Source organism: Rhodococcus rhodochrous (assembly GCF_014854695.1).
Lineage (GTDB): Bacteria > Actinomycetota > Actinomycetes > Mycobacteriales > Mycobacteriaceae > Rhodococcus.
Map to the genome: position 1 here is coordinate 810,423 of NZ_CP027557.1, position 24,509 is coordinate 834,931.

22 protein-coding genes are annotated in these 24,509 nt (G+C 69.0%); 19 read left to right on the forward strand and 3 right to left on the reverse strand.

Annotation, left to right across the window (positions count from 1 at the left end; genetic code table 11):
* Positions 1-70: 70 nt before the first annotated feature.
* The gene (locus C6Y44_RS03675; RefSeq protein ID WP_159416700.1) at positions 71-931 is read right to left on the reverse strand and encodes a VOC family protein; all 861 of its coding nucleotides are present in this window, start codon (positions 929-931) and stop codon (positions 71-73) included.
* Positions 932-1,132: 201 nt separating this feature from the next.
* On the opposite strand from C6Y44_RS03675, the gene C6Y44_RS03680 reads away from it, so the two are divergent.
* The 5 genes from C6Y44_RS03680 (at position 1,133) to bluB (ending at position 4,921) form a co-directional block, all read left to right on the forward strand.
* Positions 1,133-1,984 (forward strand): hypothetical protein, encoded by an 852-nt coding sequence (locus C6Y44_RS03680; protein ID WP_159416699.1) that lies wholly within the window; start codon positions 1,133-1,135, stop codon positions 1,982-1,984.
* Positions 1,985-2,065: 81 nt separating this feature from the next.
* Positions 2,066-2,920, forward strand: a complete 855-nt coding sequence (locus tag C6Y44_RS03685) for an IclR family transcriptional regulator (protein WP_159416698.1) — start codon at positions 2,066-2,068, stop codon at positions 2,918-2,920.
* 171 nt (positions 2,921-3,091) lie between these two features.
* Positions 3,092-3,718, forward strand: a complete 627-nt coding sequence (locus C6Y44_RS03690; RefSeq protein WP_225623721.1) for a DUF1801 domain-containing protein — start codon at positions 3,092-3,094, stop codon at positions 3,716-3,718.
* A 47-nt stretch (positions 3,719-3,765) separates the two neighbouring features.
* Positions 3,766-4,260, forward strand: coding sequence for a glutathione peroxidase (locus C6Y44_RS03695; RefSeq protein ID WP_016695454.1), 495 nt, complete (start codon positions 3,766-3,768; stop codon positions 4,258-4,260).
* 1 nt (position 4,261) lies between these two features.
* Positions 4,262-4,921 (forward strand): 5,6-dimethylbenzimidazole synthase, encoded by a 660-nt coding sequence (gene bluB, locus C6Y44_RS03700; RefSeq protein WP_159416697.1) that lies wholly within the window; start codon positions 4,262-4,264, stop codon positions 4,919-4,921.
* A 107-nt stretch (positions 4,922-5,028) separates the two neighbouring features.
* On the opposite strand, the gene C6Y44_RS03705 is transcribed toward bluB, so the two are convergent.
* On the reverse strand, positions 5,029-7,155 hold the full coding sequence (locus tag C6Y44_RS03705) for an oxidoreductase (protein ID WP_159416696.1): 2,127 nt from the start codon (positions 7,153-7,155) through the stop codon (positions 5,029-5,031).
* A 139-nt stretch (positions 7,156-7,294) separates the two neighbouring features.
* Here C6Y44_RS03705 and C6Y44_RS03710 point away from each other — a divergent pair, with 139 nt between their 5' ends.
* The gene (locus tag C6Y44_RS03710; protein WP_159416695.1) at positions 7,295-7,999 is read left to right on the forward strand and encodes a DUF2334 domain-containing protein; all 705 of its coding nucleotides are present in this window, start codon (positions 7,295-7,297) and stop codon (positions 7,997-7,999) included.
* 58 nt (positions 8,000-8,057) lie between these two features.
* Positions 8,058-9,701, forward strand: coding sequence for an FAD-binding dehydrogenase (locus C6Y44_RS03715; RefSeq protein ID WP_159416694.1), 1,644 nt, complete (start codon positions 8,058-8,060; stop codon positions 9,699-9,701).
* A 94-nt stretch (positions 9,702-9,795) separates the two neighbouring features.
* On the opposite strand, the gene C6Y44_RS03720 is transcribed toward C6Y44_RS03715, so the two are convergent.
* On the reverse strand, positions 9,796-10,440 hold the full coding sequence (locus C6Y44_RS03720; protein ID WP_006551826.1) for an MBL fold metallo-hydrolase: 645 nt from the start codon (positions 10,438-10,440) through the stop codon (positions 9,796-9,798).
* Between the two features lie 30 nt (positions 10,441-10,470).
* Between C6Y44_RS03720 and C6Y44_RS03725 the strand changes: the two genes are divergently transcribed.
* The 12 genes from C6Y44_RS03725 to C6Y44_RS03780 all read left to right on the forward strand — a co-directional run bounded on the left by C6Y44_RS03725 (position 10,471) and on the right by C6Y44_RS03780 (position 24,444).
* Complete coding sequence (locus C6Y44_RS03725; protein WP_159416693.1) at positions 10,471-11,361, forward strand: LLM class flavin-dependent oxidoreductase; 891 nt, start codon at positions 10,471-10,473, stop codon at positions 11,359-11,361.
* 126 nt (positions 11,362-11,487) lie between these two features.
* Positions 11,488-11,733 (forward strand): phosphoribosylformylglycinamidine synthase subunit PurS, encoded by a 246-nt coding sequence (gene purS, locus C6Y44_RS03730; protein WP_006551824.1) that lies wholly within the window; start codon positions 11,488-11,490, stop codon positions 11,731-11,733.
* Complete coding sequence (gene purQ, locus C6Y44_RS03735) at positions 11,730-12,407, forward strand: phosphoribosylformylglycinamidine synthase subunit PurQ (protein WP_120281456.1); 678 nt, start codon at positions 11,730-11,732, stop codon at positions 12,405-12,407. Before purS ends, purQ begins: the two co-directional genes overlap by 4 nt.
* Before the next feature lie 261 nt (positions 12,408-12,668).
* Positions 12,669-13,478 carry an SDR family NAD(P)-dependent oxidoreductase gene (locus C6Y44_RS03740; protein ID WP_159416692.1) on the forward strand — a complete coding sequence of 270 codons (810 nt, stop codon included), beginning with the start codon at positions 12,669-12,671 and terminating at the stop codon, positions 13,476-13,478.
* A gap of 46 nt (positions 13,479-13,524) precedes the next feature.
* Positions 13,525-14,697 carry a serine hydrolase domain-containing protein gene (locus C6Y44_RS03745; RefSeq protein ID WP_159416691.1) on the forward strand — a complete coding sequence of 391 codons (1,173 nt, stop codon included), beginning with the start codon at positions 13,525-13,527 and terminating at the stop codon, positions 14,695-14,697.
* A gap of 49 nt (positions 14,698-14,746) precedes the next feature.
* Positions 14,747-16,993 (forward strand): cytochrome P450, encoded by a 2,247-nt coding sequence (locus tag C6Y44_RS03750; protein WP_159416690.1) that lies wholly within the window; start codon positions 14,747-14,749, stop codon positions 16,991-16,993.
* A gap of 72 nt (positions 16,994-17,065) precedes the next feature.
* Positions 17,066-17,662 carry a TetR/AcrR family transcriptional regulator gene (locus C6Y44_RS03755; protein WP_159416689.1) on the forward strand — a complete coding sequence of 199 codons (597 nt, stop codon included), beginning with the start codon at positions 17,066-17,068 and terminating at the stop codon, positions 17,660-17,662.
* A 268-nt stretch (positions 17,663-17,930) separates the two neighbouring features.
* Positions 17,931-18,281, forward strand: coding sequence for a VOC family protein (locus tag C6Y44_RS03760; protein WP_059384290.1), 351 nt, complete (start codon positions 17,931-17,933; stop codon positions 18,279-18,281).
* A gap of 71 nt (positions 18,282-18,352) precedes the next feature.
* Complete coding sequence (locus tag C6Y44_RS03765) at positions 18,353-19,648, forward strand: M18 family aminopeptidase (protein WP_159416688.1); 1,296 nt, start codon at positions 18,353-18,355, stop codon at positions 19,646-19,648.
* Positions 19,645-20,319, forward strand: coding sequence for a Uma2 family endonuclease (locus C6Y44_RS03770; RefSeq protein ID WP_225623722.1), 675 nt, complete (start codon positions 19,645-19,647; stop codon positions 20,317-20,319). The genes C6Y44_RS03765 and C6Y44_RS03770 overlap by 4 nt, the downstream gene beginning before the upstream one ends.
* 67 nt (positions 20,320-20,386) lie before the next feature.
* Complete coding sequence (gene purL, locus C6Y44_RS03775) at positions 20,387-22,666, forward strand: phosphoribosylformylglycinamidine synthase subunit PurL (RefSeq protein WP_085469198.1); 2,280 nt, start codon at positions 20,387-20,389, stop codon at positions 22,664-22,666.
* A gap of 2 nt (positions 22,667-22,668) precedes the next feature.
* Positions 22,669-24,444 (forward strand): alpha/beta hydrolase, encoded by a 1,776-nt coding sequence (locus tag C6Y44_RS03780; RefSeq protein ID WP_159416687.1) that lies wholly within the window; start codon positions 22,669-22,671, stop codon positions 24,442-24,444.
* Positions 24,445-24,509 lie beyond the last annotated feature (65 nt).

The window sequence follows — 24,509 nt, forward strand, 5'->3', positions numbered from 1 at the left end:
GGGGTCATCGCGAGGTGCCACTGTTCGGCACCGGCGTCCGGTCCTCACCGGACGGGCTCGACGGGGTCCGTCAGCCGACGCGCTGATGTCCCCAGAAGTGGGCGGCGTTCCACCGGCCGGGAACCCAGGTGTCCTCGTCGATCTCGAGTCCGCCGTAGCCGTACTCCATCTCCCAGCCGGACGGCGTCTTGACGTAGTACGAGATCATCTCGTCGTTGGTGTGCTTGCCGAGCGTGGCGCCCAGCGGCGCGGCTCCCTCGAGGATCCGGTCGTAGGCGCGTCCGACCGTATCGAGGTTGTCGACCTGCACCATGAGGTGGCCGAGGCGCGGGCCGAAGCCGGGACGGTGGGCGAAGGCCACCGAGTGATGGCGGGGATTGCAGTGCAGGAACGTACCCGGGTCCGGGCCGATGTCGATGTAGTCGCTCAGGCCGAGGCCGAGGATGTCCATGTAGAGCTCGCGGAACGGAGCCGACTCGCTGACCGCGAACATCACGTGGCCGATGCCCATGCCCTCGGTGACGAAGCGCGCGCCGGTCGGGGAGACGAACGGCGCCGACTCCCGGTGCTGGCCGTAGTAGACCTCGATGCCGTGGCCGTCCGGGTCGGTGAAGGCCAGGTAGTCGGTCACCTGGCGGTAGGCGGCCTCCTCGGCGCTCGCGCGGTGGGTGGAGTAGCCGTGGTCGATCAGCGCCTTCTCGAGGGCTTCGATGTCCTCGGGTCCGCGGACCTCCCAGCCGACGGCGTCGATGTGCTCGACCTCGCCGCGGTGCAGGTCGATGCGCCAGGACCGCTCGTCGAGGCGGAGCTTGAGCCTGTCCTCGGTGTGCTCCACGATCTGCATTCCGTGGACGTCCGCAGCGAAGACCTTCCAGGCTTCGATGTCCCTCACGGTCGCGACCAGGTAACCGAATGCGCGGACCCGTCCCATCTTTCCTCCTGATTGCCTGCGTCCTGTGGACCGACCACCTGCCGCTCGGGGCGGGTCGTGTCCGGCGATGAATGACAGAGTGGCCCCGGTCACGCCCTGCTGGCACGTATCGCGTGCCACGGCGTGAAACCGCCACGGGGTTCCGTCAGGTGGCACGGCCGGATTGCCTCAGCGGCCCGTGTGGTCTGCACCATGGTCGCCATGACCGCACTCTCGCCGGCCCCGGCACCGTGGGACGAAGCGCCCAAGCAGGTGGCACTGCGCACGGTCGCGAACATGCTGTTCAATGCCGGACTGACCGGGCGCCCGGCCCGAGCCGCCGACGAACTGCTTGCCCCCTACGCCGAGCAGGGCGCCGAGGACGTGGCCGTCACCAATTTCCGGCGCGGAACCGACGAAGGGTGCCGGGTCGCGGGCCGCGCGGTGACCGTGGTCGACACCCCGGCCGGTGAGGTGGCGGTCGGCGGCTACTACTTCGGCGGTGCGGTGCATGCCACCGGCACCGGGATCCCCGACACGCTCCTGGTCCGTCCGCGGGTCTCCGCGACGCTCGCGCTGCGCGTCGGACGACGCATCGACCGGCCGGACGCGACGGTCGCAGAGATCCTCGGTGCAGTGGACGGCGTGCACGCAGCGCTGGTCGTCGCCTGCCCACGGGTCGGTGAGCCCGCAGGTTCGACGGTCCTCGAGTGCATCGCGGACAACGCTCACGCCGGGCACGTCGTCGTCTCCGACACCTGGATCGTGCCGTCCGGTGCCGACCCGGCCGGAACCCTCCTCGACATCGAGGTGGGCGGTGCCACGGCTCTGCACCGGCCGCACCCGTCCGCCTCGCTGCACCTGGTCTCGGCGCTGCGCCGAGCGATCGCGCTGTTCGGCTCGGTGTCCGTCGGGGAGATGCTCGTCCTCCCGTCGGCCGGTCCGGCACTCGAACTCGGTCCGGGAGCGACTGCGGTGCTTCGTTCGCAGGTGTTCGGGACGGTGACGGTCGAGCGGGCGAAGGGGGAGTACGAGGACGGCTTCGAACCCCTGACCCACGCGTACGGTCGATAGGGACTTCCCTACCGTGCCGGTGGGTGTGGTTGACTTCGACACCTGGGGGTGACCGTCGTCATAGGTGAAAGGCAGTGAACCGTGAGTTCCGGAAACCCTCAGGAATCGGCCGTCAACGTCAAGCCGAGCATCGCCGTCGGCCGTGCGCTCTCGCTGCTCGATGCCTTCCTCGACGCCGGGCACACCATGAGCCTGACCGAACTGGCCCAGCTCACCTCGCTGCCGAAATCGACGGCCTTCCGGATCCTCGGGCAGCTGACCGCCAGTGGCCACGTCATCCGCAACGGCAACCAGTACCGTCTCGGCATCAAGATGTTCGAGCTGGGCAACCACTTCGTCCACAGCCGTCCGACCGGGCTCAAGGAGGTCGCCGCACCCCTGCTCGGTGACCTGTTCCTGCACGTCGGTGCCACGGTGGGACTGTCCGTCCTCGAATCGTGGGACGTCATCCTCATCGACCAGATCACGAGTTCACGCAGCCGGATCGTCACGCCCGTCGTCGGAGGCCGGGCCCCGGCCCTGAGCACCGCGTCGGGCAAGGCCCTCGTCGCCTTCCTCGACACCGAGAACCGTGAGAGGGCGGTCGCCCACCACGTCCGGCAGGAGCCGTGCTCGAGCCGTACCGTCCGGCACGCGGGCCGGTTGCGTTCGCAGCTCGCCGAGGTGCGCGAGAACGGTCATTCGTGGGCGTGCGACGAATTCAGCATGGGGATGAGCGCGGTCGCCTCACCGGTGCTCGTCAACGGCCGGCCGATCGCCGCGGTGAGCGTCTCGGCGGCGACGGGCCGGCTCGACAGGGTGAAGGCTGCCGCGGCGGTCCTGCGCACCTCCCGACTGATCGCCACGCAGTTCATCCGGGCGCGCGAGCTCGCACAGGACTACAGCACCTCGGAGCTGCAGTGGGACATCGAGGACGAGTTCGACCGGGTCTCCTGATCGCACCCTGCTGTCGGAGGGATGCGGCATAGTTCGGGGAAGAAGCCACGCAACGCTCTCCAACCGCACAACTTCGGGAGTCGCTGTGAAGAACCGGGCTCGATTCGTCGATGTCGAAGGCCGTCCCGCGATCCGCTTCGAGCGGGAGTACCCGTATCCGCAGGAACGCCTGTGGAGCGCGGCGACCGGGAGACCGCCGCGATGGTCGCCGCGGGCTGGACGGTCTGCCTCGACGAGTTCGACGCCCTGCCGGCAGGCGAACCGCCGTCGCAGGAGACCGACTCGGAGGCCTGGCGGCCGGTCTACGAGCTCCTACATCGCAGAAGGATTCCCGGCGGGTGCTCCCGTGCCGGGACAAGGAGGGGAGACCTCATGAGCGAGTCCGAGAAGGGCACCGGACCCAAGCTGTTGTCGGGTGGCAACCCGCAGATACCGAAGGGGATGGGCAGGGAACCGGTCGAGGCCTACATCGCGGCGATGCCCGAATGGAAGCATGACATCGGTCGGCGCCTCGACGAGCTGATCCGCGAGGAAGTTCCCGACGTCCACAACGCCGTGAAGTGGAACCAGCCGCTCTACGGCACCGCCGACGACAGCTGGTTCCTCACGTTCCGCTGCTTCACCAACTACGTGCAGCTGAGTTTCTTCAGGGGGAGTTCGCTCGACCCGCTGCCCGAGAAGGGGTCCAAGCATCCCGAGATGCGCTATCACGACATCCGCCGGCTCGAGGACCTCGACGAGGACAAGATCCGGAAGTGGGTGAGGCAGGCCGCCGAGCTGCCGGGCGAGAAGATGTAGCACGCCGATGTTCGGGGGAGTGATCGGGCACACGATAGTTTGGAAGCATGACCACGCCTCTCCAGGACATCCCGATCAACACCCTCTCGGGTGAACCCACGAATCTCGGCGCGTACGAGGGCCACGCGGTTCTCGTCGTGAACGTCGCGTCCAAGTGCGGCCTGACCCCGCAGTACACGGCGCTCGAGAAGCTCGCGCAGGAATACCGCGACCGCGGACTGTTCGTCGTGGGCGTGCCGTGCAATCAGTTCATGGGTCAGGAACCCGGCACACCGGAGGAGATCCAGGAGTTCTGCTCCGCCACCTACGGCGTGACCTTCCCGCTGCTCGAGAAGATCGAGGTCAACGGCGAGAACCGGCATCCGCTCTACGCCGAGCTCACCAAGCACCCGGACGCCTCCGGCGAGGCCGGCGACATCCAGTGGAACTTCGAGAAGTTCCTCATCGCTCCCGACGGCACGGTCGCCGCGCGCTTCCGTCCCCGCACGGAACCGGATGCGCCCGAGATCCTCGACGCCCTCGAAGAGATCCTGCCGGCCTGACATGTTCGGCACAGAAGCGCGGGACGCGCTGTACGACATCATCCGCATGCGTCGCGACGTCCGTGCAGAATTCAGCGGGGAACGGCTCGACGAGGAGACGCTGATGCGCATCCTGCGGGCCGCCCACCACGCACCCAGTGTCGGCAACACCCAGCCCTGGGACTTCGTCGTCGTGCAGGACGAACAGCGGCTGAAGGAGTTCGCCGAGCACGTCGCCGGTTGCCGACAGGCGTTCGCCGACTCGCTCCCCGAGGACCGGAAGAGCACCTTCGACCCCATCAAGATCGAAGGCATCGTCGAATCGGGGACCGGTGTCGTCGTCACCTACGACCCCGAACGCGGCGGCAAGCACATCCTCGGCCGCCACACCATCGACGAATCCGGCCTGTTCTCGGCCGTGCTGGCGATCCAGAACCTGTGGCTCGCCGCGACCGCCGAGGGGCTCGGCGTGGGATGGGTGTCGTTCTACGAGGAGGACTTCCTCGCCGACTTCGTCGGAGTGAGCGCACCTGTGCGTCCCATCGCGTGGCTGTGCGTCGGCCCGGTCACGCGGCTGCAGGAAATCCCCGACCTCGAACGGTTCGGCTGGCGGAAGGGTCGCCCGCTCGAGGAGGCCGTGCACCGCGACAGGTTCGTGGCGCCGGGCGACCGGGAGGCCTGATCCGACGGGTGGCGGCCGGTTCGTGAGTGCACGAGCCGGCCGCCACCCGCTGCTTTCACAGCTCGGTCGCAACCTGCCGCTTCACAGGTCGGTTGCCACCTGCAGCTTCACAGGTCGGTTGCCACCTTCCAGGCACTGTGGACGGCGCCCTCGATGTAGTCGACCCGACCCGCGTCCCCGACGACGCGGACGTCGATGCCCGAGCCGGCCAGCTCGTCGGCGAGCGGTGCCGCCGCCGACACCCCGGACGCGACGACGACCATCCGGGCGCGCACCGACTTCGTCTCCCCACCGACCGTGAACTCCACCGTCTTCCGCGTGATGCGCCGAACGGTCGTGTTGCGATGGACCTCGAGACCCACCTCGCGCGCGTGCTTGACGGCAGTCCACCGGCGCGGCATCGCCATCGGCACCCCGAGCTGTTGCCCCTCGGCGAGCAGGGTCACCCGGCTGCCGCGCTCGGCCATGAACTCGGCCAGTTCGAGGCCGACGAGCGACCCGCCGATCACGACGACGTCCCTCGCCATCGGCAGGAAACGCAGGAACCGTCGGCTCAGATCGCGGATCCTCCGAGGGCTCGTGGTGATACCCGCGAGCTTGCCCAACCGGCCCATCACCCGCAGCACAGGCGACTGGCCGGAGACGTCGCCCGCGCCCGTCATGAGCGCACGCATACTGTCGCCGGTGTGCACGTGCGGCAGGTCCCCGCCCGGCACGGTGGGACGCTCCCGCACCGCGCCCGTCGCGACGACCACGACGTCCGGATCCAGGGCACGGATCGATGCGGCGGTGGCCTCGGTGCCGAGTCGCACATCGATGCCGAGGCGGGTGACCTCGGCTGTGAGCCACTTCAGCAACCGTTCGTTGTCGGGGGTGGTGAGGGTCGAGAACCACAGAGTCCCGCCGATCCGGTCGCTCTTGTCCACGACGGTGACGCGGTGCCCGCGCTCGGTGGCGACCCGCGCAGTCTCGAGCCCGCCCGGACCGGCACCGACCACGACGACGTGCTTCGGCGCCGCAGTGCGGACGAACGGCACGAGCGTCTCGTTGCCCAGAGCCGGGTTGACCGCGCAGATGGGCGTGGCGTCCCAGAAGTTCTCCTGCACGCATACGTAGCAGTTGATGCACGGGCGGATCTGTTCGCTGCGCCCCTCTTTCAGCTTGGCGACGAGCGCGGGATCGGCCAGCAACTGACGGCCCATCGCGACGAAGTCCGTGACGCCCTCGGCGATCATCCGCTCGCCGACTTCCGGCAGCATGCGGCCGACGGTGATGACGGGGATGGACACCGCGCGCTTGATGACCGCGGCGTCGGAGGTGTAGAAGCCGACCTTGTCCGGCAACGGGCCGTCGGTGAAATTCGCGAACGCGTTGAGCGCGGTGCCCGTGACGTGGAGGGCGTCGGCGCCGGCCTGCTCGAACAGCACTGCGGCAGCGGCGGATTCCTCGACGGTCAGGCCGTCCGTTTCGCCGTATTCTTGCCCTGCCAGGCGCACGATGACGGCGAGGCGGTCGCCGACCCGGTCCTTGACCGCGCGGATCACCTCGCAGGTCAGCCGGGCCCGGTTCTCCAGCGACCCGCCGTACTCGTCGGTGCGCCGGTTCGTGTAGCGGCTGAGGAAGGCGCCGAGCACGTAGTTGTGGGCGGCGTGGATCTCGACGGCGTCCGCTCCGGCGGCAGCGACCCGGCCCGCTGCCTCGGCGAACATGCGGATCAGCCACTGGATGTCGGTTTCGGTGGCTTCGTTGTAGGTGGCCTGTTTGCCGCCCTGGATCGCAGCCATGCGCTGCAGCTCCTCGGGGGTGCAGTCCGCCATCGCGCTCATGTCGCTCGGCGGCTTCGGGATGCTCGGTACCAGTTGCGGACGGCCCTGCAGGGTGTCGATACGAGCGACCTTGCCGTGATGCACCATCTGCACGCACAGCTTGCTGCCGGCCTCGTGGACGGCGTCGGCCAGCGCACGGAGACCGGGGACGAACCGGTCCTCGGACAGGCCGGGTTCCTTCGTGCTGGCGCATCCCGCCGGATAGGCGACCGCGCAGCATCCGGTGATGATCAGCCCGGTGCCTCCGGCCGCGCGGGCGACGAAATGATCGATGTCGCCCTGCTCGATCTCCCCGTCCTCGCAGAGGTTCATGTCCATGGCGGGCATCACTACGCGGTTGTCCAGGGTGATCGGCCCGATGGTGCCGGGGGAGAGAAGGCGCGTATAGGTCTGGTTCGGGACTGTCACGCCCGGACGGTATGCCCGCCTCGATGTGGTCGCCGACACAATCTCGATGAGCGGGATGCGAGCTGGTCCGGCCGGGTTTCACCGAGACTTCCTCTGGTGGGCAGGGTGCTGTTAACCCGCGCGGGGCAGGCTCGGGGTCATGAGCGGACGGATGATCGTGTCGGTGTCGGGGATCCGGGACGTCACGCGTGATGTCGTGAACGACTTCGCGCGCGAGATGGATGCGCGTGGTGTGCCGTTGTCGCTGCTCGTCGCTCCCCGCCTGAAGGACCACTACCGTCTCGTGCGCGATCCGGCGACGCAGGAATGGCTGCTCGAACGACGCGAGGGCGGCGACGCGATCGTGCTGCACGGCTACGACCAGGCTGCGACGAAGCGTCGTCGCGCCGAGTTCGCCATGTTGCCCGAACACGAGGCTCGGCTGCGCCTGCTCGCGGCTGACCGCGTGCTCGAGGAGACAGGACTCCGCACGCGACTGTTCGCGCCTCCGCGGTGGGTCGCCTCGCCCGGAGCTGTGGCTGCACTTCCGCAGGTCGGTTTCCGGATGATGGCGGACGTCGCCGGAATCCGCGATCTCGCGGCGGGCACCGTGACGAGAACGCGGGTGTACGGCATCGGTGACGGTGCGAAGTCGGAGCCGTGGTGGTGCCGGGCGATGGTGATCGGAGCGTCGCGGGTCGCGCGGCGGGGTGAAGTGCTCCGGCTGGCGATCGCGGCTCCCCGGCTCGCCGAGTCCGGACCTCGGCAGGCGATCCTCGACGCCGTGGACATCGCTCTGCACCACGGTGCAGAGCCGGCCGTCTACAGTTGGCAGCGGCGCCCCGCAGGTACCACCGCGGCATGATCCCGCCGGCCTCCCGGGTGCTCCCGGTCGCGGCTTCCGCTCGGTAATGTTGGCGGCCATGGACGCTGACGTGATCGTGGTGGGGGCGGGACTCGCGGGGCTCGTGGCGGTCGGTGAACTGATCGACGCCGGTCGTAAGGTTCTGCTGGTCGATCAGGAGAACTCGAACAACATTGGTGGGCAGGCCTTCTGGTCGTTCGGTGGGTTGTTCTTCGTCGACAGCCCCGAACAGAGACGACTCGGTATCAAGGACTCCTACGAGCTCGCCCTGCAGGACTGGATGGGCACCGCCGGCTTCGACCGCGAGATCGAGGACCGCTGGCCGCGACGCTGGGCGCAGGCCTATGTCGAGTTCGCCGCGGGGGAGAAACACGCCTGGCTGAAGCAGCGCGGCCTGAAGATCTTCCCGATGGTCAACTGGGCCGAACGTGGCGGGTACGACGCTGCAGGGCACGGCAACTCGGTCCCGCGATTCCACATCACCTGGGGCACCGGTCCGGGCCTCGTCGAGATCTTCGAGCGCAAGCTCCGCGAAGGCGTCGAACGCGGACTCGTCACGCTGAAGCACCGCCACCGGGTCGACGAACTCGTCGTCACCGACGGCGCCGCCACCGGTGTGCGCGGGGCGATCCTCGAACCCACCGACGCGCCGCGTGGCGTGGCGTCCTCCCGCGCCGTCGTCGGGGACTTCGAGTTCTCCGCCGGAGCCGTCATCGTCACCTCCGGCGGTATCGGCGGCAACTACGACCTCGTGAAGAAGAACTGGCCGAAGCGGATGGGGGAGCCGCCGAAGCACATGCTCAGCGGTGTGCCCGCCCACGTCGACGGCCGGATGCTCGAGATCACCGAGAAGGCCGGCGGGAACATCGTCAACCGCGACCGCATGTGGCACTACACCGAGGGCATCACCAACTACGACCCGGTGTGGCCCGATCACGGCATCCGCATTCTGCCCGGCCCGTCCTCGCTGTGGCTCGACGCCACCGGCAATCGGTTGCCGGTGCCGTTGTTCCCCGGCTTCGACACGCTCGGCACCCTCGAGTACATCGTGAGCACGGGTTACGACCACACCTGGTTCGTGCTCGACCAGAAGATCATCGAGAAGGAATTCGGGCTCTCCGGCTCCGAGCAGAATCCCGACCTCACCGGGCGCAGCCTCCGCCTGCTGCTGCAGCGGGTCAGGTCGGGTGCACCCGGACCGGTCGAGGCCTTCAAGGAGCGCGGTGTCGACTTCGTCGTCCGCGACACGCTCGCCGATCTCGTCGCGGGCATGAACGAACTCACCCCCGAGGCGCCGCTCGACTACGAGCAGGTGCGTTCGGTGGTCGAGGCCCGCGACCGCGAGATGGACAACAAGTACACCAAGGACCTGCAGGTCGCGGCGGTTCGCTCGGCGCGCGCCTACGCACCCGATCGCGTCGTCCGCATCGCCGCGCCGCACCGGATCCTCGACCCCAAGGCCGGCCCGCTCATCGCGGTCAAGCTGCACCTGCTCACCCGTAAGACGCTCGGCGGACTCGAGACCGACCTGTCCTCGCGCGTCCTGCGGTCGGACGGGTCGGTCTTCGACGGCCTCTTCGCGGCCGGTGAGGTCGCCGGCTTCGGTGGTGGCGGCGTCCACGGCTACCGGTCGCTCGAGGGCACCTTCCTCGGCGGGTGCATCTTCTCGGGCCGGGCGGCAGGTCGAGCCGCCGCCCGCTGAACCTCCCGTCGGCGTCGACCGAGACAGCAGAGCGCGAAACGGTCGTAGGAGCGCGAAACATCCCGCGCAGACGACCGTTTCGCGCTCCGAAGCGTCAGACCTCGACTCCGTCCTCGTGCGGCAGCACGCGGAACTCGGTGCCCTCCGGCGCCATCTCGCTGTACCGGCCGTAGAAGATGCCGCGACCGTTGTCGTTGACGATGCCCTGGTGGATCGGCACGGCGACCCGCGGATTCACCGCGCGCAGGTAGTCGATCGCCTCCCAGATCTTGAGCCACGGCGCGGTCGACGGCAGGGCCAGCACGTCGACGCGCTCGTGCGGGATGTACAGCGAGTCGCCGGGGTGCAGCAGCCGCGACGGATTCTCGTCGTCGCCGACGAGGAAGGCCGTGTTGTCGATGACGGGCATGTCGGGGTGGATCACCGCGTGCCGTCCGCCGGTGCCGCGCACGGTCAGCGAACCCACCGAGAAGGAGTCGCCGGGACGCACCGCGGTCCAGTCACCGTCGAGCAGGTTCGCCGACTGCGGGTCGGAGAACAGCTGCGCTCCGGGATTGGCCTCGAGGAGCGCGGGCAGCCGGGTGGTGTCGGCGTGGTCGGGATGCTGGTGGGTCACGAGGATCGCGTCGAGTCCGGTGATGCCCTCGAACCCGTGGGAGAAATTTCCGGGGTCGAAAAGGAGCTTCGCGCCGAGGTGTTCGACGAGGATGCAGGAATGGCCGAAATGGGTCAGTTGCATGCCGTCGAGTATGCCGTCGGAAGGAGCCCGATGACCGACTACGGACAGGAACTCTGCTTCGGCAGTTTCCTCACGCCCTCCGCCGCCGACCCGGCGGGCGTCGTCGACCTCGCCGTGGTGTCGGAGCGCGCCGGACTCGACCTGGTGACGATCCAGGACCATCCCTACCAGCCGCGATTCCTCGACACCTGGACGTTGCTCGGGTGGATCGCTGCGCGCACCACGACCGTGACGGTCGCGCCGAATGTCGCGAACCTGCCCCTGCGCGGGCCGGTGATCCTTGCGCGGAGTGCGGCCTCGCTGGACCGGCTCAGTGGGGGTCGCGTCGAATTGGGTCTCGGATCGGGGGCCTTCTGGGACGCCGTCGCCGCGAACGGCGGACCGCACCGCAGCCCCGGCGAAGCGGTCGATGCGCTGATCGAGGCGATCGAAGTGATTCGCGCCCTGTGGTCGGACGAGAAGGGCGCGGCCCGGGTCGACGGCACGTACTACCGGTTGACCGGCGCGAAGCGGGGCCCGTTCCCCGCGCACGCTCTCGGCATCTGGCTCGGCGCCTACGGCAGGCGGATGCTCGACGTCACCGGCCGCTCCGCCGACGGATGGCTGCCGAGCTCGTTCGCCGCCGGGGCCGAGAAGCTGGGGGAGATGAGCGCCCTCGTCGACGAGGGCGCTCACCGTGCCGGACGTGATCCCGCCGCGATCCGTCGGCTCTACAACATCTCCGGCACCTTCGCGGACACCGCGGACGGGTCGTTCCTGCACGGGCCGCCCGAGGTGTGGGCCGAACAGTTCGCCGAGCTGACCTTGCGGCACGGGACCAGCACCTTCGTCCTCGGCAGCGACGAGCGGTCCGACCTCGAACGTTTCGCCGGTGAGGTCGCGCCCCGCGTGCGCGAACTCGTTGCTGCCGAGCGGCGTTGAACGGGGGTGACGGGTCTCGCACGAGCGGGACCTCGGCCGATGCCCGTCCCGGTGGCCACGGCCGGTAAACTGCTGGATGTCCGGTGTCCGTCCCCGGGCGCCAGCACTACTACCGAGGAGCAGCACGTGGCGCGTGTCGTCGTCGAAGTCATGCCCAAAGCCGAGATTCTCGACCCCCAGGGTCAGGCCATCACCGGGGCGCTGTCGCGGCTGGGCTTCGCGGGCGTGACCGACGTCCGTCAGGGCAAGCGTTTCGAACTCGAGGTCGACGGCAGCGTCGGCGACGAAGAGCTCGAGAAGATCGCCGAGTCGTTGCTCGCCAACACGGTGATCGAGGACTGGGCCATCCGGCGGATCGACGGTGACGCATGAGCGCACGCATCGGAGTCATCACCTTCCCGGGCACGCTCGACGACATCGACGCCTCCCGGGCGGTGAAGCTCGCCGGTGGTGAGGCCGTGAGCCTGTGGCACGGGGACGCCGATCTCAAGGGAGTCGACGCGGTGATCGTGCCCGGCGGCTTCTCCTACGGCGACTACCTGCGTTGCGGTGCCATCGCCCGGTTCGCGCCGGTGATGGGCAAGGTTGTCGAGGCCGCGCAGAAGGGCATGCCCGTCCTCGGCATCTGCAACGGCTTCCAGGTGCTGTGCGAGGCGGGTCTGCTGCCCGGCGCGCTCACCCGCAACGCCGGTCTGCACTTCGTCTGCCGCGACGAGTGGCTGAAGGTCGAGTCGAACACCACCGCGTGGACCTCACGCTACGAGGCCGGCGCCGAGATCCTCATCCCGCTCAAGTCGGGTGAGGGCCGTTACCAGGCATCGGAGAAGGTGCTCGACGAGCTCGAGGGTGAAGGTCGCGTGGTGTTCCGTTTCGCGGGCGACAACCCGAACGGTTCGCAGCGCGGCATCGCCGGCATCTCGTCGGCGAACGGCCGGGTCGTCGGTCTCATGCCGCATCCCGAGCACGCCACCGAGGCGCTCACCGGCCCCAGCGACGACGGACTCGGCATGTTCTACAGCGTGCTGGACGCGGTCGTCAACGCGTGACCGCCTGACCGGAATTTTCCGGCGAAGCCCCCATCGACCCTCCCCGGGTCGGTGGGGGCTTCGCTCGTTCCAGGGGTTCGACAATCCTCCGAACCTGATGCCTCACAGGTGTATTACAGGTATTTCATATGCAAAATACCGACCTCGAACTGGAATTACGAAATCCGGAACAACTTTCGCTAGACATGCGTCTACCGAAATGCCATGCTTTCGACCCGTCGGGCAGTCGCACATGGGCCCGCGAGCGTCGAGGAGTATCGAATGCAGTTCCAGGACAAGGTCGTCTTCGTCACCGGTGCCGCGTCGGGCATGGGTCTGGCCACCGCTGCGGCGTTCGCCGAACAGGGCGCCGTCGTCTACGGGGCGGACATCTCCGCCGAGAATCTCGAGCGCGACTTCGCAGCGCTGCCCGGAGCCCGCCCGGTTCCCCTCGACATCGCCGATCCCGATGCCGTGCGTGCCGCCTTCGCGAAGGTCGCCGACGAGCAGGGCCGTCTCGACGTGCTCGTGAACGCCGCGGGGGTCAACACGCCCAACCGCGCCGCCGCCGAAGCGCTCAACGAGGAGAACTACAAGGGCTTCACCGCGGCCAAGGAGGGCCGGCCGCACCACCCCGAGTTCATCGAGTCGGTCACCGACGAGGACTTCGACCGCGTCCTCAAGATCAACCTGTACGGGCCGTTCTACACCACCCGCGCCGCCGTGCCGCTGATGAAGAAGGCCGGAGGGGGAGCGATCGTCAACTTCTCGTCCGCCGCCGCGCTGATGTCCGTCGCGATGCCGGCCTACTACCCGGCCTCGAAGGCCGGTGTCCTCGGCCTCACCCGTGAGACCGCGACCGAACTCGCGCCCTTCGGCATCCGCGTCAACGCACTCGCCCCCGGGGCCGTCGACACCCCGCTGTTCCGGCAGACCGACCCCGAGTTCAACGAGTTCCTCGTATCCCTGCAGCCGATCAAACGGCCCGCCACCCCCGAGGAGGTCGCGCGGACCGTGCTGTTCCTCGCCGGTGAGGAAGGCGCCTACTACACCGGGCAGACGTTCTCGCCGTCCGGCGGCCTCGTCATGTGACAGCCGTACCCGCCCACCAGAACTTTTGAGAACAGGACCGTCGAAGATGACCGCCCTCGCCACCCGCGCCCTGGACCGCAAGGCCCTCACCCGCCTGACCGACGAGATCCGCCGCGACATCGATCGCGGGGATTACGACGGCGTCAACATCATCGTCGCCCGCCACGGCGAGATCGCCGTGAACGAGACCATCGGCTACGCCGAACGCGCGACCGAGACCCCGATGCGGCACGACAACGTCTTCCGCATCCTGTCGATGACGAAGTCGTTCACCAACGCGCTCGCCTACCGGGCCCTCGGTGAGGGCAAGTTGGCCCTGTCGACCCGCGTCGTCGACATCATCCCCGAGTTCTTCGGCACCGACGTCTTCCGGTCCGTGCGCAAGGACCGGATCAACCTGCACCACCTGCTGACCCACCGCTCCGGCATGCCGGCCACCCCGAACCCCGGCCTCGGTCCTGACCGCTTCGGTGTGCTCGCCGACGTCATCGAGGCGCTGTGCTCGGTGGACGTGGTCAACGAACCCGGCACCAACCTCAACTACGCGCCTTCGATCAACCACGCCCTCATGGGCGAGATGGTCCGGCGCGTCTACGGATACGAGCGCTTCCGCGACCTGGCGAAGGATCTGATCTTCGACCCGATCGGGATGACCCGCACCGCCTTCGGTCTGCCCGAGGCCTGGCGCGCCGACGCCGTGCCGCTCAAGGCGTACGTCCCCGACAACGGATGGCTCTCGCCCGCCGACATCGAGGACCTCAACGACGCCATCGGCGAGGAATCGGAGATCCCCTGGGTCGGTGCCGTGAGCACCGTCGACGACATCTTCGCCTACGCCGAGATGTTCCGCCGCAAGGGCGAGGTCGACGGTGAGTACCTCATCGCTCCGGTCGTCGTGGACCGGGCCACCACCCTGCAGACCGGCACGATGTCCAACGACCTGTACGCGGGCATCGCCGCGTCCCGTGGATGGGAGACCCCGCCCGGCAACTTCGGACTCGGATTCTCCCTGTCCGGCACCGGATCCCACGCATCCTTCTTCGGGCCGTTCACCTCGCCCCGCACCTTCGGCAACTACGGCGCCGGCTCCTCGCTGTTCTGGGTCGACCCCGAACTCGACATGACCTTCGTCTTCCTCTCGGCCGGCTGCATGGACGAGGGCGACAACGTCGCCCGGTTCCAGAAGCTGTCCACCATGGCTGCTGCCGCGGCCGTCTGAACCACACGACCCTGCAACGTTCCGGCTGCGGCCGGGATGGGAGCCCGTCATGACCCTCACCCCCGAAGCCCCGGCGCCACGCTGCCCGGTGGCACACGGCTTCGACGCTCTCGGTGACGACTACTTCGTCGATCCCGCAGCACATTTCGCGAAGTTCCGCGACGAGACGCCGGTCTTCTTCTACCCGCACCTGAATGCGTGGATCGTCACCCGCCGCGACGATGTCGAGACCGTGCTCGCCGACTGGCAGAAGTTCACCTCCGGTGGAAACTCCGGCACCATCGACGTGCCCGAACAGTTCCGCGCGATCGTCCCGCCGAACCTGATCACCCAGATGCTCGTCGGTTCCGACCCGCCGGGCCACACCGACCACCGCTTCGTCGCGCAGCGCGGCTTCACCAAGGCGCGCATGCAGGCCCTGCAGCCCGAGATCGAGGCCCGCGCGCACCGCATCATCGACCGGTTCGAGGCGAACGGCACGGCCAACCTGGTCACCGAATACGCCCTCGAGCTCACCACCGGAACGATCATGGCGCACATGGGACTCGGCTACGAGCACGACGCCATGATGCGGCAGCTCCGCGACGACTTCGCCATGATCCTCGCCTCGGCCGCCGAACCGATGGCCGAGCCGATGCGCACCCAGGTGTGGCAGCGCTACGTCGACGCCACGCTCGTGCTGCGCGGAATCATCGACGAGCGACGTGAGAACCCGGGCACGGATCTCATCTCGGACATGGCGATCGTCACCGGCAAGGACGGCGAACCGATGCTGTCGTCGGCCCAGATCGCCGTGCACCTCACGGAATTCGCGATGGCCGGCGTCGACTCGACGACGCAGGCGGTGTCGAACGCGGTGCTGTTCCTGGCGCAGAACCCCGAGGTGCTCGCCGAGGCGATCGCCGATCCGGAGCTGTGGTCGCGGGTGTTCGAGGAGACCGTGCGACGCCGCCCGTCCTCGACCTTCGCGGCGCGGCAGGCCGAGCAGGACATCGAACTCGGCGGCGCGCAGATCGAGAAGGGCGACATGGTGTGGATGGCGCTCGCCAGTGCCAACACCGACCCGGCCCGCACCGCTCGCCCGTTCGAGTTCGACATCCACCGGCCCGATCCGGAGGACCACCTCGCCTTCACCCAGGGCCGGCACACCTGCCTCGGGCAGGCACTCGCCCGCGTGCAGGGTGCGACCGCGCTGAAGGTGCTGTTCGAGCGGCTGCCCTCGTTGCGGCCCGCCACCGAGGTGCCTCTGGACTTCCTGCCGATCGCGCTGCTCCCGGTGCGCCGGACCCTGCCGGTCACCTGGGACGTCGCCGACGTCGAATGCGCGAAGACGACCGTCGCACGCCACTTCTCGCTCACCGTCCTCGAACGGCGCGAGGAAGCGGACGGGGTCGTCTCGCTGACCCTCGGTCACGCCGACGGACAGGCCCTGCCGCAGTGGAAGCCCGGCGCGCACGCCGAGGTCCGGCTGGGCGAGGGCGACGACGCCCTGGTGCGTCAGTATTCGCTGTGCTCGTCGCCGCAGGACGCGTCGCGGTGGCGGATCGGTGTGCTGCGCGAGCCCGCCTCGCGCGGCGGATCGACCTTCGTCCACGACCGGCTGCACGAGGGTTCGACCGTCACGGTCGGACTGCCGCGCAACAACTTCCCGCTGCGGCCCGCGAAGCGGTACGTCTTCGTCGCCGGCGGCATCGGCATCACCCCGATCCTGCCGATGATCGAGCAGGTCGAGGCGCAGGGCGCGCAGTGGTCGTTGATGTACGGCGGCCGCACCCGCGCGTCCATGGCGTTCCTCGGTGAACTCGAACGGTACGGCGACAAGGTCACCGTGCGTCCGCAGGACGAGTACGGCCTGCTCGACCTCGCGGGTCTGCTCGCCGAACCCGCCGACGACACCCTGATCTACTGCTGTGGTCCGGAGCCGCTGCTGCAGGCGATCGAGGCGGCGAGCACGCACTGGCCCGTGGGATCGCTGGTCACCGAACGATTCGCCGCCAAGCAGATCGTCCGGACCGAACCCGACGTCGCGTTCGAGGTCGAGTTCGCTGTCTCGGGTATCACGGCGACGGTGCCGCCCGACCGGACCGTCCTCGAGGTCGCGGAGGAACACGGTGTCCGCGCGCTCTCGTCGTGCCTCGAGGGCACCTGCGGAACGTGTGAGACGCGCATCGTCGCCGGTCGTGCCGACCATCGCGACTCGATCCTCACCGCCACCGAGCAGGAGGCGAACGAGACGATGATGATCTGCGTGTCGCGAGCGGAGAAGGGCTGCCCGAAGCTCGTGCTCGACGCCTGACCTGCAGGGGAACCCTGCCCTGTGCTCGGCCCACGGTAGGGTTCCCCGTCGGACCAGACGCAGGAGGTACGGGTGCGGGCCAAGCTGACCAGGGCCGAGCAGAAGCAGGCCACCCGCGACGCGCTCGTCGAAGCAGCGCGGGTGCTCTTCGTCGACGCCGGGTACACGGCCACGACGGCCGAAGCCATCGCCAAGGCCGCCGGGGTCTCCCGCGCAACCTTCTACCTGCACTTCCGGTCCAAGGCGGAGATCGTGCAGTCGCACATGGCGGCGCTCGAGGATCCCATCGCCGAGGCGTACGCACGACTCGACGCGATCGTCGATCCCGCACTCGACGATGTCGTCGCGTGGCTCGAGGACCACGCCGAGTTCTGGCGTGAGCACCGCCCCGAGTTCGCAAGTATGGAACAGGCGCTGTCGCACGAGGCGCTGGTGTCGGACGAGTGGTTCGCGATGCTCCGTCGGGTCGCGGAGGGGATGCGGAATCTGCTCGGGCGCCAATCGGATCCGGATGCGCGGCGGCGCGCTCGCCTCCACGTGACGTCGATGCTGATGTCGACGGACCGGAACTTCCACTTCGCGCTCGTGCAGGGACACGACGAGAACTTCCGTGAACTCGTCTCGGTGCTCGCCGAGCAGTGGTTGTTCTGTCTGCAGCGAGTGGGCTGAGACCACGCGGAGAACGGAGGCACGGAGCCGGAGAGACGGAACGAGGGACCCCGCCACCGTCCCGATCGGCTGCGGAATCCCTCGTCCCTACAACCCGGAGCTCGACCCCCCGATCAAGTCCCGGGCGCGATGTCGTCGTCATCCCCCATGCGCGACATCGCGGATCAGTCTGCCGGAGCCGAGCCGGCCTGTCCTGAGTAGGACTACCCAAATCGGGCACGTCCGTCGACGGGCGTTGCGTGTCGGTCCCCGGCAGTACTGTCGCGCCATGACAGCGACCATCGCGATGATCACCTTCGACACCACCGATCCGGCTCCGCTCGCGACGTGGTGGGCCGAGCGTACGGGCGGCCGCATCGAGCAGGAGAACGACGGCTGGTTCGTCATCGTCGCCCTGCCCCAGGGCATCCGGCTCGGTTTCCAGAAGGTGTCCGATCCGACACCCGGCAAGAACCGCGTGCACCTCGATCTCACCGCTCCCGATCTCGACGCCGAGGTCGAGCGCTTCGTGCAGGCCGGCGCGAAGGAGGTCCACCGCGAGAACATGGGCGACGACTTCCGCTGGGTGACGCTCGCCGACCCCCAGGGCAACCTGTTCTGCGTCGCCGAGGGCCACTGAGCTCGGCGCGGAGAGAGCAGGGCGACTCTTTCGGTCAGCACTCCCACTGTCCGTGATGCGAAGATGCAGTCATGTCTTCCACGCGTGCCGATGCTCGGGGTCTCTGTAATTTCGTCGACCTGTCGCCGTCGCCGTTCCACGTCTGCGCCACCGTCGCCGCGGCGCTGACCGAAGCGGGCTTCGCCGAACTGCACGAGCAGCAGGCCTGGCCCTCCGAACCGGGACGCTTCTTCCTGGTGCGCGGCGGGTCGCTGATCGCGTGGAGCACCGAGGGTGTCGCCGACGATCCGGCCGCGCCCTTCCGCATCGTCGGTGGGCACACCGACAGCCCCAACCTGCGGGTCAAGCAGCATCCCGACCTCACGTCGGCGGGCTGGCGGATGGTGGGGCTCGAACCGTACGGCGGTGCGTGGCTCAACTCGTGGCTCGACCGCGACCTCGGGATCTCCGGGCGCTTCACCGTGCGCGCGGGGGAGACGACCGAGGACGTCCTCGTCCGCGTCGACGTGCCGGTCCTGCGGGTCCCGCAGCTCGCCATCCACCTGTCCGAGGACCGCAAGGGCGTCCAGCTCGACCCGCAGCGCCACGTGAACGGCGTCTGGGGGGTCGGCACCGAACCGCGCTCGTTCATCGCGTGGGTCGCCGAGCAGCACGGTATCGACCCGGGCGCGGTGCTCGGCTGGGAGCTGATGACCCACGACCTTGCGCCGAGCGCGGTCGTCGGGCCGGGCCGCGACCTGGTCAGCGCTCCGCGTCTCGACAACCAGGGCACCTGCTACGCCGGACTGCACGCCCTGCTCGACGCCGCGGAGCACGTCGCAGCTCACGGTGGCCCGATGCCGCTCCTCGCCCTGTTCGACCACGAGGAGGTCGGCAGCATGTCCGACCGCGGCGCCTTCTCGGAACTGCTCAACACCGTCCTCGAACGGATCGTCCTGCTCCGGGGCGGCGGACGCGAGGAGTTCCTCCGCGCCCGCGCCGGCTCGATCGTCGCGTCGGGCGACATGGCGCACGCCACGCACCCCAACTATCCCGAGCGGCACGAACCCGCTCACCGCATCGCGGTGAACGGCGGACCGGTCCTGAAGGTGAACCAGAACCTGCGGTACGCGAGCGACGCGACCGGCGCCGGAGCCTTCGCGCTGGCCTGCGAGCAGGCGGGAGTCCCGCTGCAGCGGTACGTGCACCGCGCCGACCTGCCGTGCGGCTCGACGATCGGCCCGATCACCGCGTCGAGGACCGGCATCACGACCGTCGACGTCGGCGCCCCACAACTCGCCATGCACTCGGCGCGCGAGTTCATGGGCGCGGACGACGTGACGAGCTATGCGCAGGCCCTGACCGCTTTCCTGACCCCGGCATCGTGACCGCGTTCGCCCGCCCCGAAGCACCCGCCGGTGACACACTGAAGACGGTCGTGTCCGGTCGGAGAGAACGGGGGAATGCAGTGGACGTCCCGTCCTACCCCGATCATCTGCTGTCCCTCGCCGAGTGGGCGGCCCTGCCCGAATCCGACGGGCACCACGTGGAGGTGTGCGAGGGCGTGCTCGTCGCTGCGCCCGCGCCGGGGGCGGCGCACGATCACGCCGCGGTGACCTTGGCGTTGCTCCTCGACGAAAAGCTGCCCGACGAATGGTGCGCGCTCGGAGGCGTCGAGGTGCTGGTCGCGGAGAAGCCGCTGACGGTGCGGTGCCCCGACGTGATCGTCGTGGGACGCTCCCTCGTCGACGCCGACCCCGATCGGGCACCGATCTCCGAGGTGAAGCTGGTCGTGGAGGTCACCGTCGACGGCACCGCCCGCACCGACCGGGTCACGAAGTTCTCCGAATATGCGGAGGCCGGCGTCCCGCAGTACTGGATCGTCGATCTCGGCGGGCCGCCGGTGATCGCGACCTTCACGCTCGTCGACGGGTGGTACCGATTCGACGGGGAGCACTCGGGCACCGTCACCCTCGATGCGCTGGGCACCGAGGTGGCCGTCACACCGTCGGAGCTCGTGCCCGCACCGGTGAACCCCGTCGCGCCTGCGCAGCGATAGACTGATCCGCGGCAGTTCCCGCCCGGCCTGCCGTTTTCGATCCCAGAGTGAAGGGACCCGACGCCCAGTGTCACCGCACGTGGATACCGTCTCCCACGCCGCCGAAACCCCCGACGCCGCTCAGCCCTATCGGGAGCTGGGTCTGAAGGAAGACGAGTACACCCGGATCAAGGAGATCCTGGGCCGTCGCCCCACCGACGCCGAACTCGCCATGTACTCGGTGATGTGGTCCGAGCACTGCTCCTACAAGTCGTCGAAGGTGCACCTGCGCTACTTCGGCGAGACCACCACCGACGAGATGCGCGAGTCGATGCTCGCCGGCATCGGTGAGAACGCCGGTGTCGTCGACATCGGCGACGGCTGGGCCGTCACCTTCAAGGTCGAGTCGCACAACCATCCGTCGTACATCGAGCCGTACCAGGGCGCCGCGACCGGCGTGGGCGGCATCGTCCGCGACATCATGGCCATGGGCGCCCGCCCGATCGCCGTGATGGACCAGCTCCGCTTCGGCGCGGCCGATCACCCCGACACCCGTCGCGTCGTCGACGGTGTCGTGCGCGGTGTCGGCGGCTACGGCAACTCCCTGGGTCTGCCCAACGTCGGTGGCGAGACCGTCTTCGACGCCTCCTACCAGGGCAACCCGCTCGTGAACGCGCTGTGCGCGGGTGCGATGCGCGTGGAGGACCTGCACCTCGCCCACGCTTCCGGCACGGGTAACAAGGTCATCCTGTTCGGCGCCCGCACCGGTCTCGACGGCATCGGCGGCGTGTCCGTTCTCGCCTCCGAGACCTTCGACGACAGCGCCGGTGGTCGCCCCAAGAAGCTTCCGAGCGTGCAGGTGGGCGACCCCTTCACCGAGAAGGTGCTCATCGAGTGCTGCCTCGACCTCTACCGCGAGAAGCTCGTCGTCGGCATCCAGGACCTCGGCGGCGCCGGTCTGTCCTGCGCGACGTCCGAGCTCGCCGCCGCCGGCGACGGTGGCATGCACATCAACCTCGAGCGTGTCCCGACGCGCGCGAAGGGCATGACCCCGGCCGAGGTGCTGTCCTCGGAGTCGCAGGAACGCATGTGCGCGGTCGTCACGCCCGACAACGTCGACGCCTTCATGGACGTCTGCAAGAAGTGGGACGTCCTGGCCACCGTCATCGGTGAGGTCACCGACGGCGACCACCTCGTCATCGACTGGCACGGCGAGACCGTCGTCGACGTGCCGCCGCGCACGGTCGCGCACGAGGGCCCGGTCTACGAGCGTCCCGTCGAGCGTCCGGCCTCGCAGGACGCGCTGATCGCGAACACCACCGCCGGTCTGAAGCGTCCGCAGACCGCCGACGAGCTGCGCGAGACGCTGCTGAAGATGCTCGCGTCGCCGGCGCTGTGCAGCCGCAAGTGGATCACCGAGCAGTACGACCGCTACGTGCGCGGCAACACTGTGCTCGCCGAGAACGCCGACGCCGGTGTGGTCCGCATCGACGAGGAGACCGGCCGCGGCATCGCGCTCGCGACCGACGCCTCGGGCCGCTACACGCAGCTCGATCCGTACGCGGGCGCCCAGCTCGCCCTCGCCGAGGCCTACCGCAACGTCGCCGTCACCGGCTCGACGCCGAAGGCCGTCTCGAACTGCCTGAACTTCGGTTCGCCCGAGGATCCGGGCGTGATGTGGCAGTTCCAGCAGGCCGTGCGCGGCCTCGCGGACGGCTGCGCGAAGCTCGGCATCCCCGTCACCGGCGGCAACGTCAGCTTCTACAACCAGACCGGCGCCACCGCGATCCTGCCGACCCCGGTCGTCGCCGTGCTCGGTGTGATCGACGACGTGCACCGCCGCATCCCCACCGGCATCGGCCTCGAGCCGGGCGAGACGCTGATCCTGCTCGGTGAGACCCGCGACGAGTTCGACGGCTCCATCTGGGCGCAGGTCGAGCACGACCATCTCGGTGGTGTCCCGCCGAAGGTCGATCTCGACCGTGAGCGGCTGCTGTCGGAGATCCTCACCGCCGGTTCGCGCGACGGCCTGATCTCCGCCGCGCACGACCTGTCCGAGGGTGGCCTCGCGCAGGCCGTCGTCGAGGCCGCGCTCGCGGGTGAGACCGGCTGCCGCGTGCTGATCCCCGAGGGCGCCGATCCGTTCGTGACGCTGTTCTCCGAGTCGGCCGGCCGCGTGCTCGTGGCCGTACCGCGCACCGAGGAGTCGCGCTTCACCGGTATGTGCACCGCACGCAACATGCCGTGGGTGCGCATCGGTGTCGTCGACGAGGGATCCGACTCCGTCGAGGTCCAGGGCCTGTTCTCGATCCCCATGACCGAGCTGCGCGAGGTGTGGGAAGGGACCCTGCCTGCCCTGTTCGGGTAACCGTGCCGGCCACCCAGGTCGATCGGCTGGCGGCGTTCGAGGCCCGGCAGGGCCGGATCATCGCTGCGGTCACCGACTTCGGTGAGCGCCACCCCCTCACCGCACGGGTGTGGGGGTGGCTCAGCCTGGACTTCACGGGCGTCGCCTTCGCCGCGCTCTTCTTCTGCTGGTCGCTGACGCCGTCGCTGCTCCCGCGCGACTGGCTCTTCCAGGGCCTGATCGGCGGCATCAACGCCGCGATCGGGTACGGCGTCGGATGCATCGTGGGCTGGGTCGTGGCACGCTTCCTGCTCCCCGGGCGGAGGTGGTGGCCGCCGCCGCTCCCGGTCCTGCGTGCCATCAAGGTCGCGGTTCCGGTCGCGGCCGTTCTCGCGTCGCTCGTCGCGCTCGTGCTCTCCGCCGGCGAGCAACGCCAGCTCGCAGCCCTCATGGGTGTCGAGGGCACCACGACCTCGGGATATCTACGCACCATCGTGCTGAGCGTCGCGGTCGCGGCCGCCCTCATCGCGCTGTGGCGCGGGCTGCGCGACATCGTCCGCTGGGTGTCGATGCTGCTCATGCGCCGCACCCGGATGCCGCTCGGTCTCGCCCGCACGCTGGGCGTTCTCGTCGTGGTCCTCGCCACCTTCATGCTCATCGACGGCGTGCTCATCCGCGGCACCTACGCCATCGTCAACCAGGCGTTCGGCCTGCAGGACGACACCACCCGTCCCGGCGCGATCCAACCCATCGATCCCGCCAAGTCCGGTAGCCCCGAATCCCTCGCGCCGTGGGAGACGCTCGGATTCGAGGGTCGCAACTTCGTCTCGCGAGGACTCGACGCCGAGGAACTGACCGCCGTCAACGGCAGTCCCGCACCGGAACCGATCCGGGTGTACGTCGGTCTCGACACCGCACCCACCCCGGAAGAACGCATCGACCTCGTCCTCGCAGAACTCGAACGGACCGGTGCCTTCGACCGCTCGACGCTCGTCCTGATCCCCACTACCGGCACCGGCTGGGTCAATCCCACCGCGGCCCGCGCGATGGAGCTCGTCCACAACGGCGACCTGGCGATGGTGGCCTGGCAGTACTCCTACCTCCCGAGTTGGATCTCCTTCCTCGCCGACCGCGAGAAGGCCGCTGCCGCAGGCAAGATGCTGATCGAGCGGGTGCACGAACGCTGGTCGCAGCTGCCCGAGGACGACCGCCCCGATCTGTTCCTCTACGGCGAGAGCCTCGGCACGCAGTCGGGGGAGGGCGCCTTCGACAGTCTCGCCGAGATCCGCGCCCAGATGGACGGGGTGCTGTGGGTGGGCCCGCCCAACTCCAACCGTCTGTGGCGGCAGCTCGTCGAGCGCCGCGATCCCGGCACGACCGAAGTGCAGCCGGTGTACGCGGACGGTCTCGTCGTACGCTTCGCCGACAGCCGGGAGGCGATCCACGAGCCCGACACGCCGTGGCTGTCGCCGCGCGTGCTCTACATCCAGCACGCCTCGGATCCCGTCGTCTGGTGGTCGCCGGATCTGTTGTTCTCCCGCCCCGACTGGCTGTCGGAGCCGCCCGGACACGACCGGTTGCCGCAGATGCGGTGGTTCCCCTTCGTCACCTTCTGGCAGGTCTCCGCCGACCTCACCAACGCGGCCGGCGTGCCCGACGGGCACGGCCACAACTACGGGTCGGCGGTGCTCGAGGGATGGATCGAGATCACCCAGCCCGAGGATTGGACCGAGACCGACACCGAGCGGGTGCGCATCGCCCTCGAGGCGTTCGCCGAGGACGACGGGCCCGAGAAGTGACATCGCGAGTTGCCGCTGTGAGTGGCACCGCCGTGAGCTGTACCGCTGCGGGATGCGCCGCCGCG

Bases quoted from the DNA above. Each gene is read 5' to 3' on its own strand.
- C6Y44_RS03745 (WP_159416691.1), top strand. From the start codon at position 13,525: ATGACCGCCCTCGCCACCCGCGCCCTGGACCGCAAGGCCCTCACCCGC.
- C6Y44_RS03765 (WP_159416688.1), top strand. From the start codon at position 18,353: ATGTCTTCCACGCGTGCCGATGCTCGGGGTCTCTGTAATTTCGTCGAC.
- C6Y44_RS03710 (WP_159416695.1), top strand. From the start codon at position 7,295: ATGAGCGGACGGATGATCGTGTCGGTGTCGGGGATCCGGGACGTCACG.
- C6Y44_RS03695 (WP_016695454.1), top strand. From the start codon at position 3,766: ATGACCACGCCTCTCCAGGACATCCCGATCAACACCCTCTCGGGTGAA.
- C6Y44_RS03720 (WP_006551826.1), bottom strand. From the start codon at position 10,440: ATGCAACTGACCCATTTCGGCCATTCCTGCATCCTCGTCGAACACCTC.
- purQ (WP_120281456.1), top strand. From the start codon at position 11,730: ATGAGCGCACGCATCGGAGTCATCACCTTCCCGGGCACGCTCGACGAC.
- C6Y44_RS03715 (WP_159416694.1), top strand. From the start codon at position 8,058: ATGGACGCTGACGTGATCGTGGTGGGGGCGGGACTCGCGGGGCTCGTG.
- bluB (WP_159416697.1), top strand. From the start codon at position 4,262: ATGTTCGGCACAGAAGCGCGGGACGCGCTGTACGACATCATCCGCATG.
- C6Y44_RS03680 (WP_159416699.1), top strand. From the start codon at position 1,133: ATGACCGCACTCTCGCCGGCCCCGGCACCGTGGGACGAAGCGCCCAAG.
- C6Y44_RS03725 (WP_159416693.1), top strand. From the start codon at position 10,471: ATGACCGACTACGGACAGGAACTCTGCTTCGGCAGTTTCCTCACGCCC.
- C6Y44_RS03760 (WP_059384290.1), top strand. From the start codon at position 17,931: ATGACAGCGACCATCGCGATGATCACCTTCGACACCACCGATCCGGCT.
- C6Y44_RS03675 (WP_159416700.1), bottom strand. From the start codon at position 931: ATGGGACGGGTCCGCGCATTCGGTTACCTGGTCGCGACCGTGAGGGAC.
- C6Y44_RS03740 (WP_159416692.1), top strand. From the start codon at position 12,669: ATGCAGTTCCAGGACAAGGTCGTCTTCGTCACCGGTGCCGCGTCGGGC.
- C6Y44_RS03750 (WP_159416690.1), top strand. From the start codon at position 14,747: ATGACCCTCACCCCCGAAGCCCCGGCGCCACGCTGCCCGGTGGCACAC.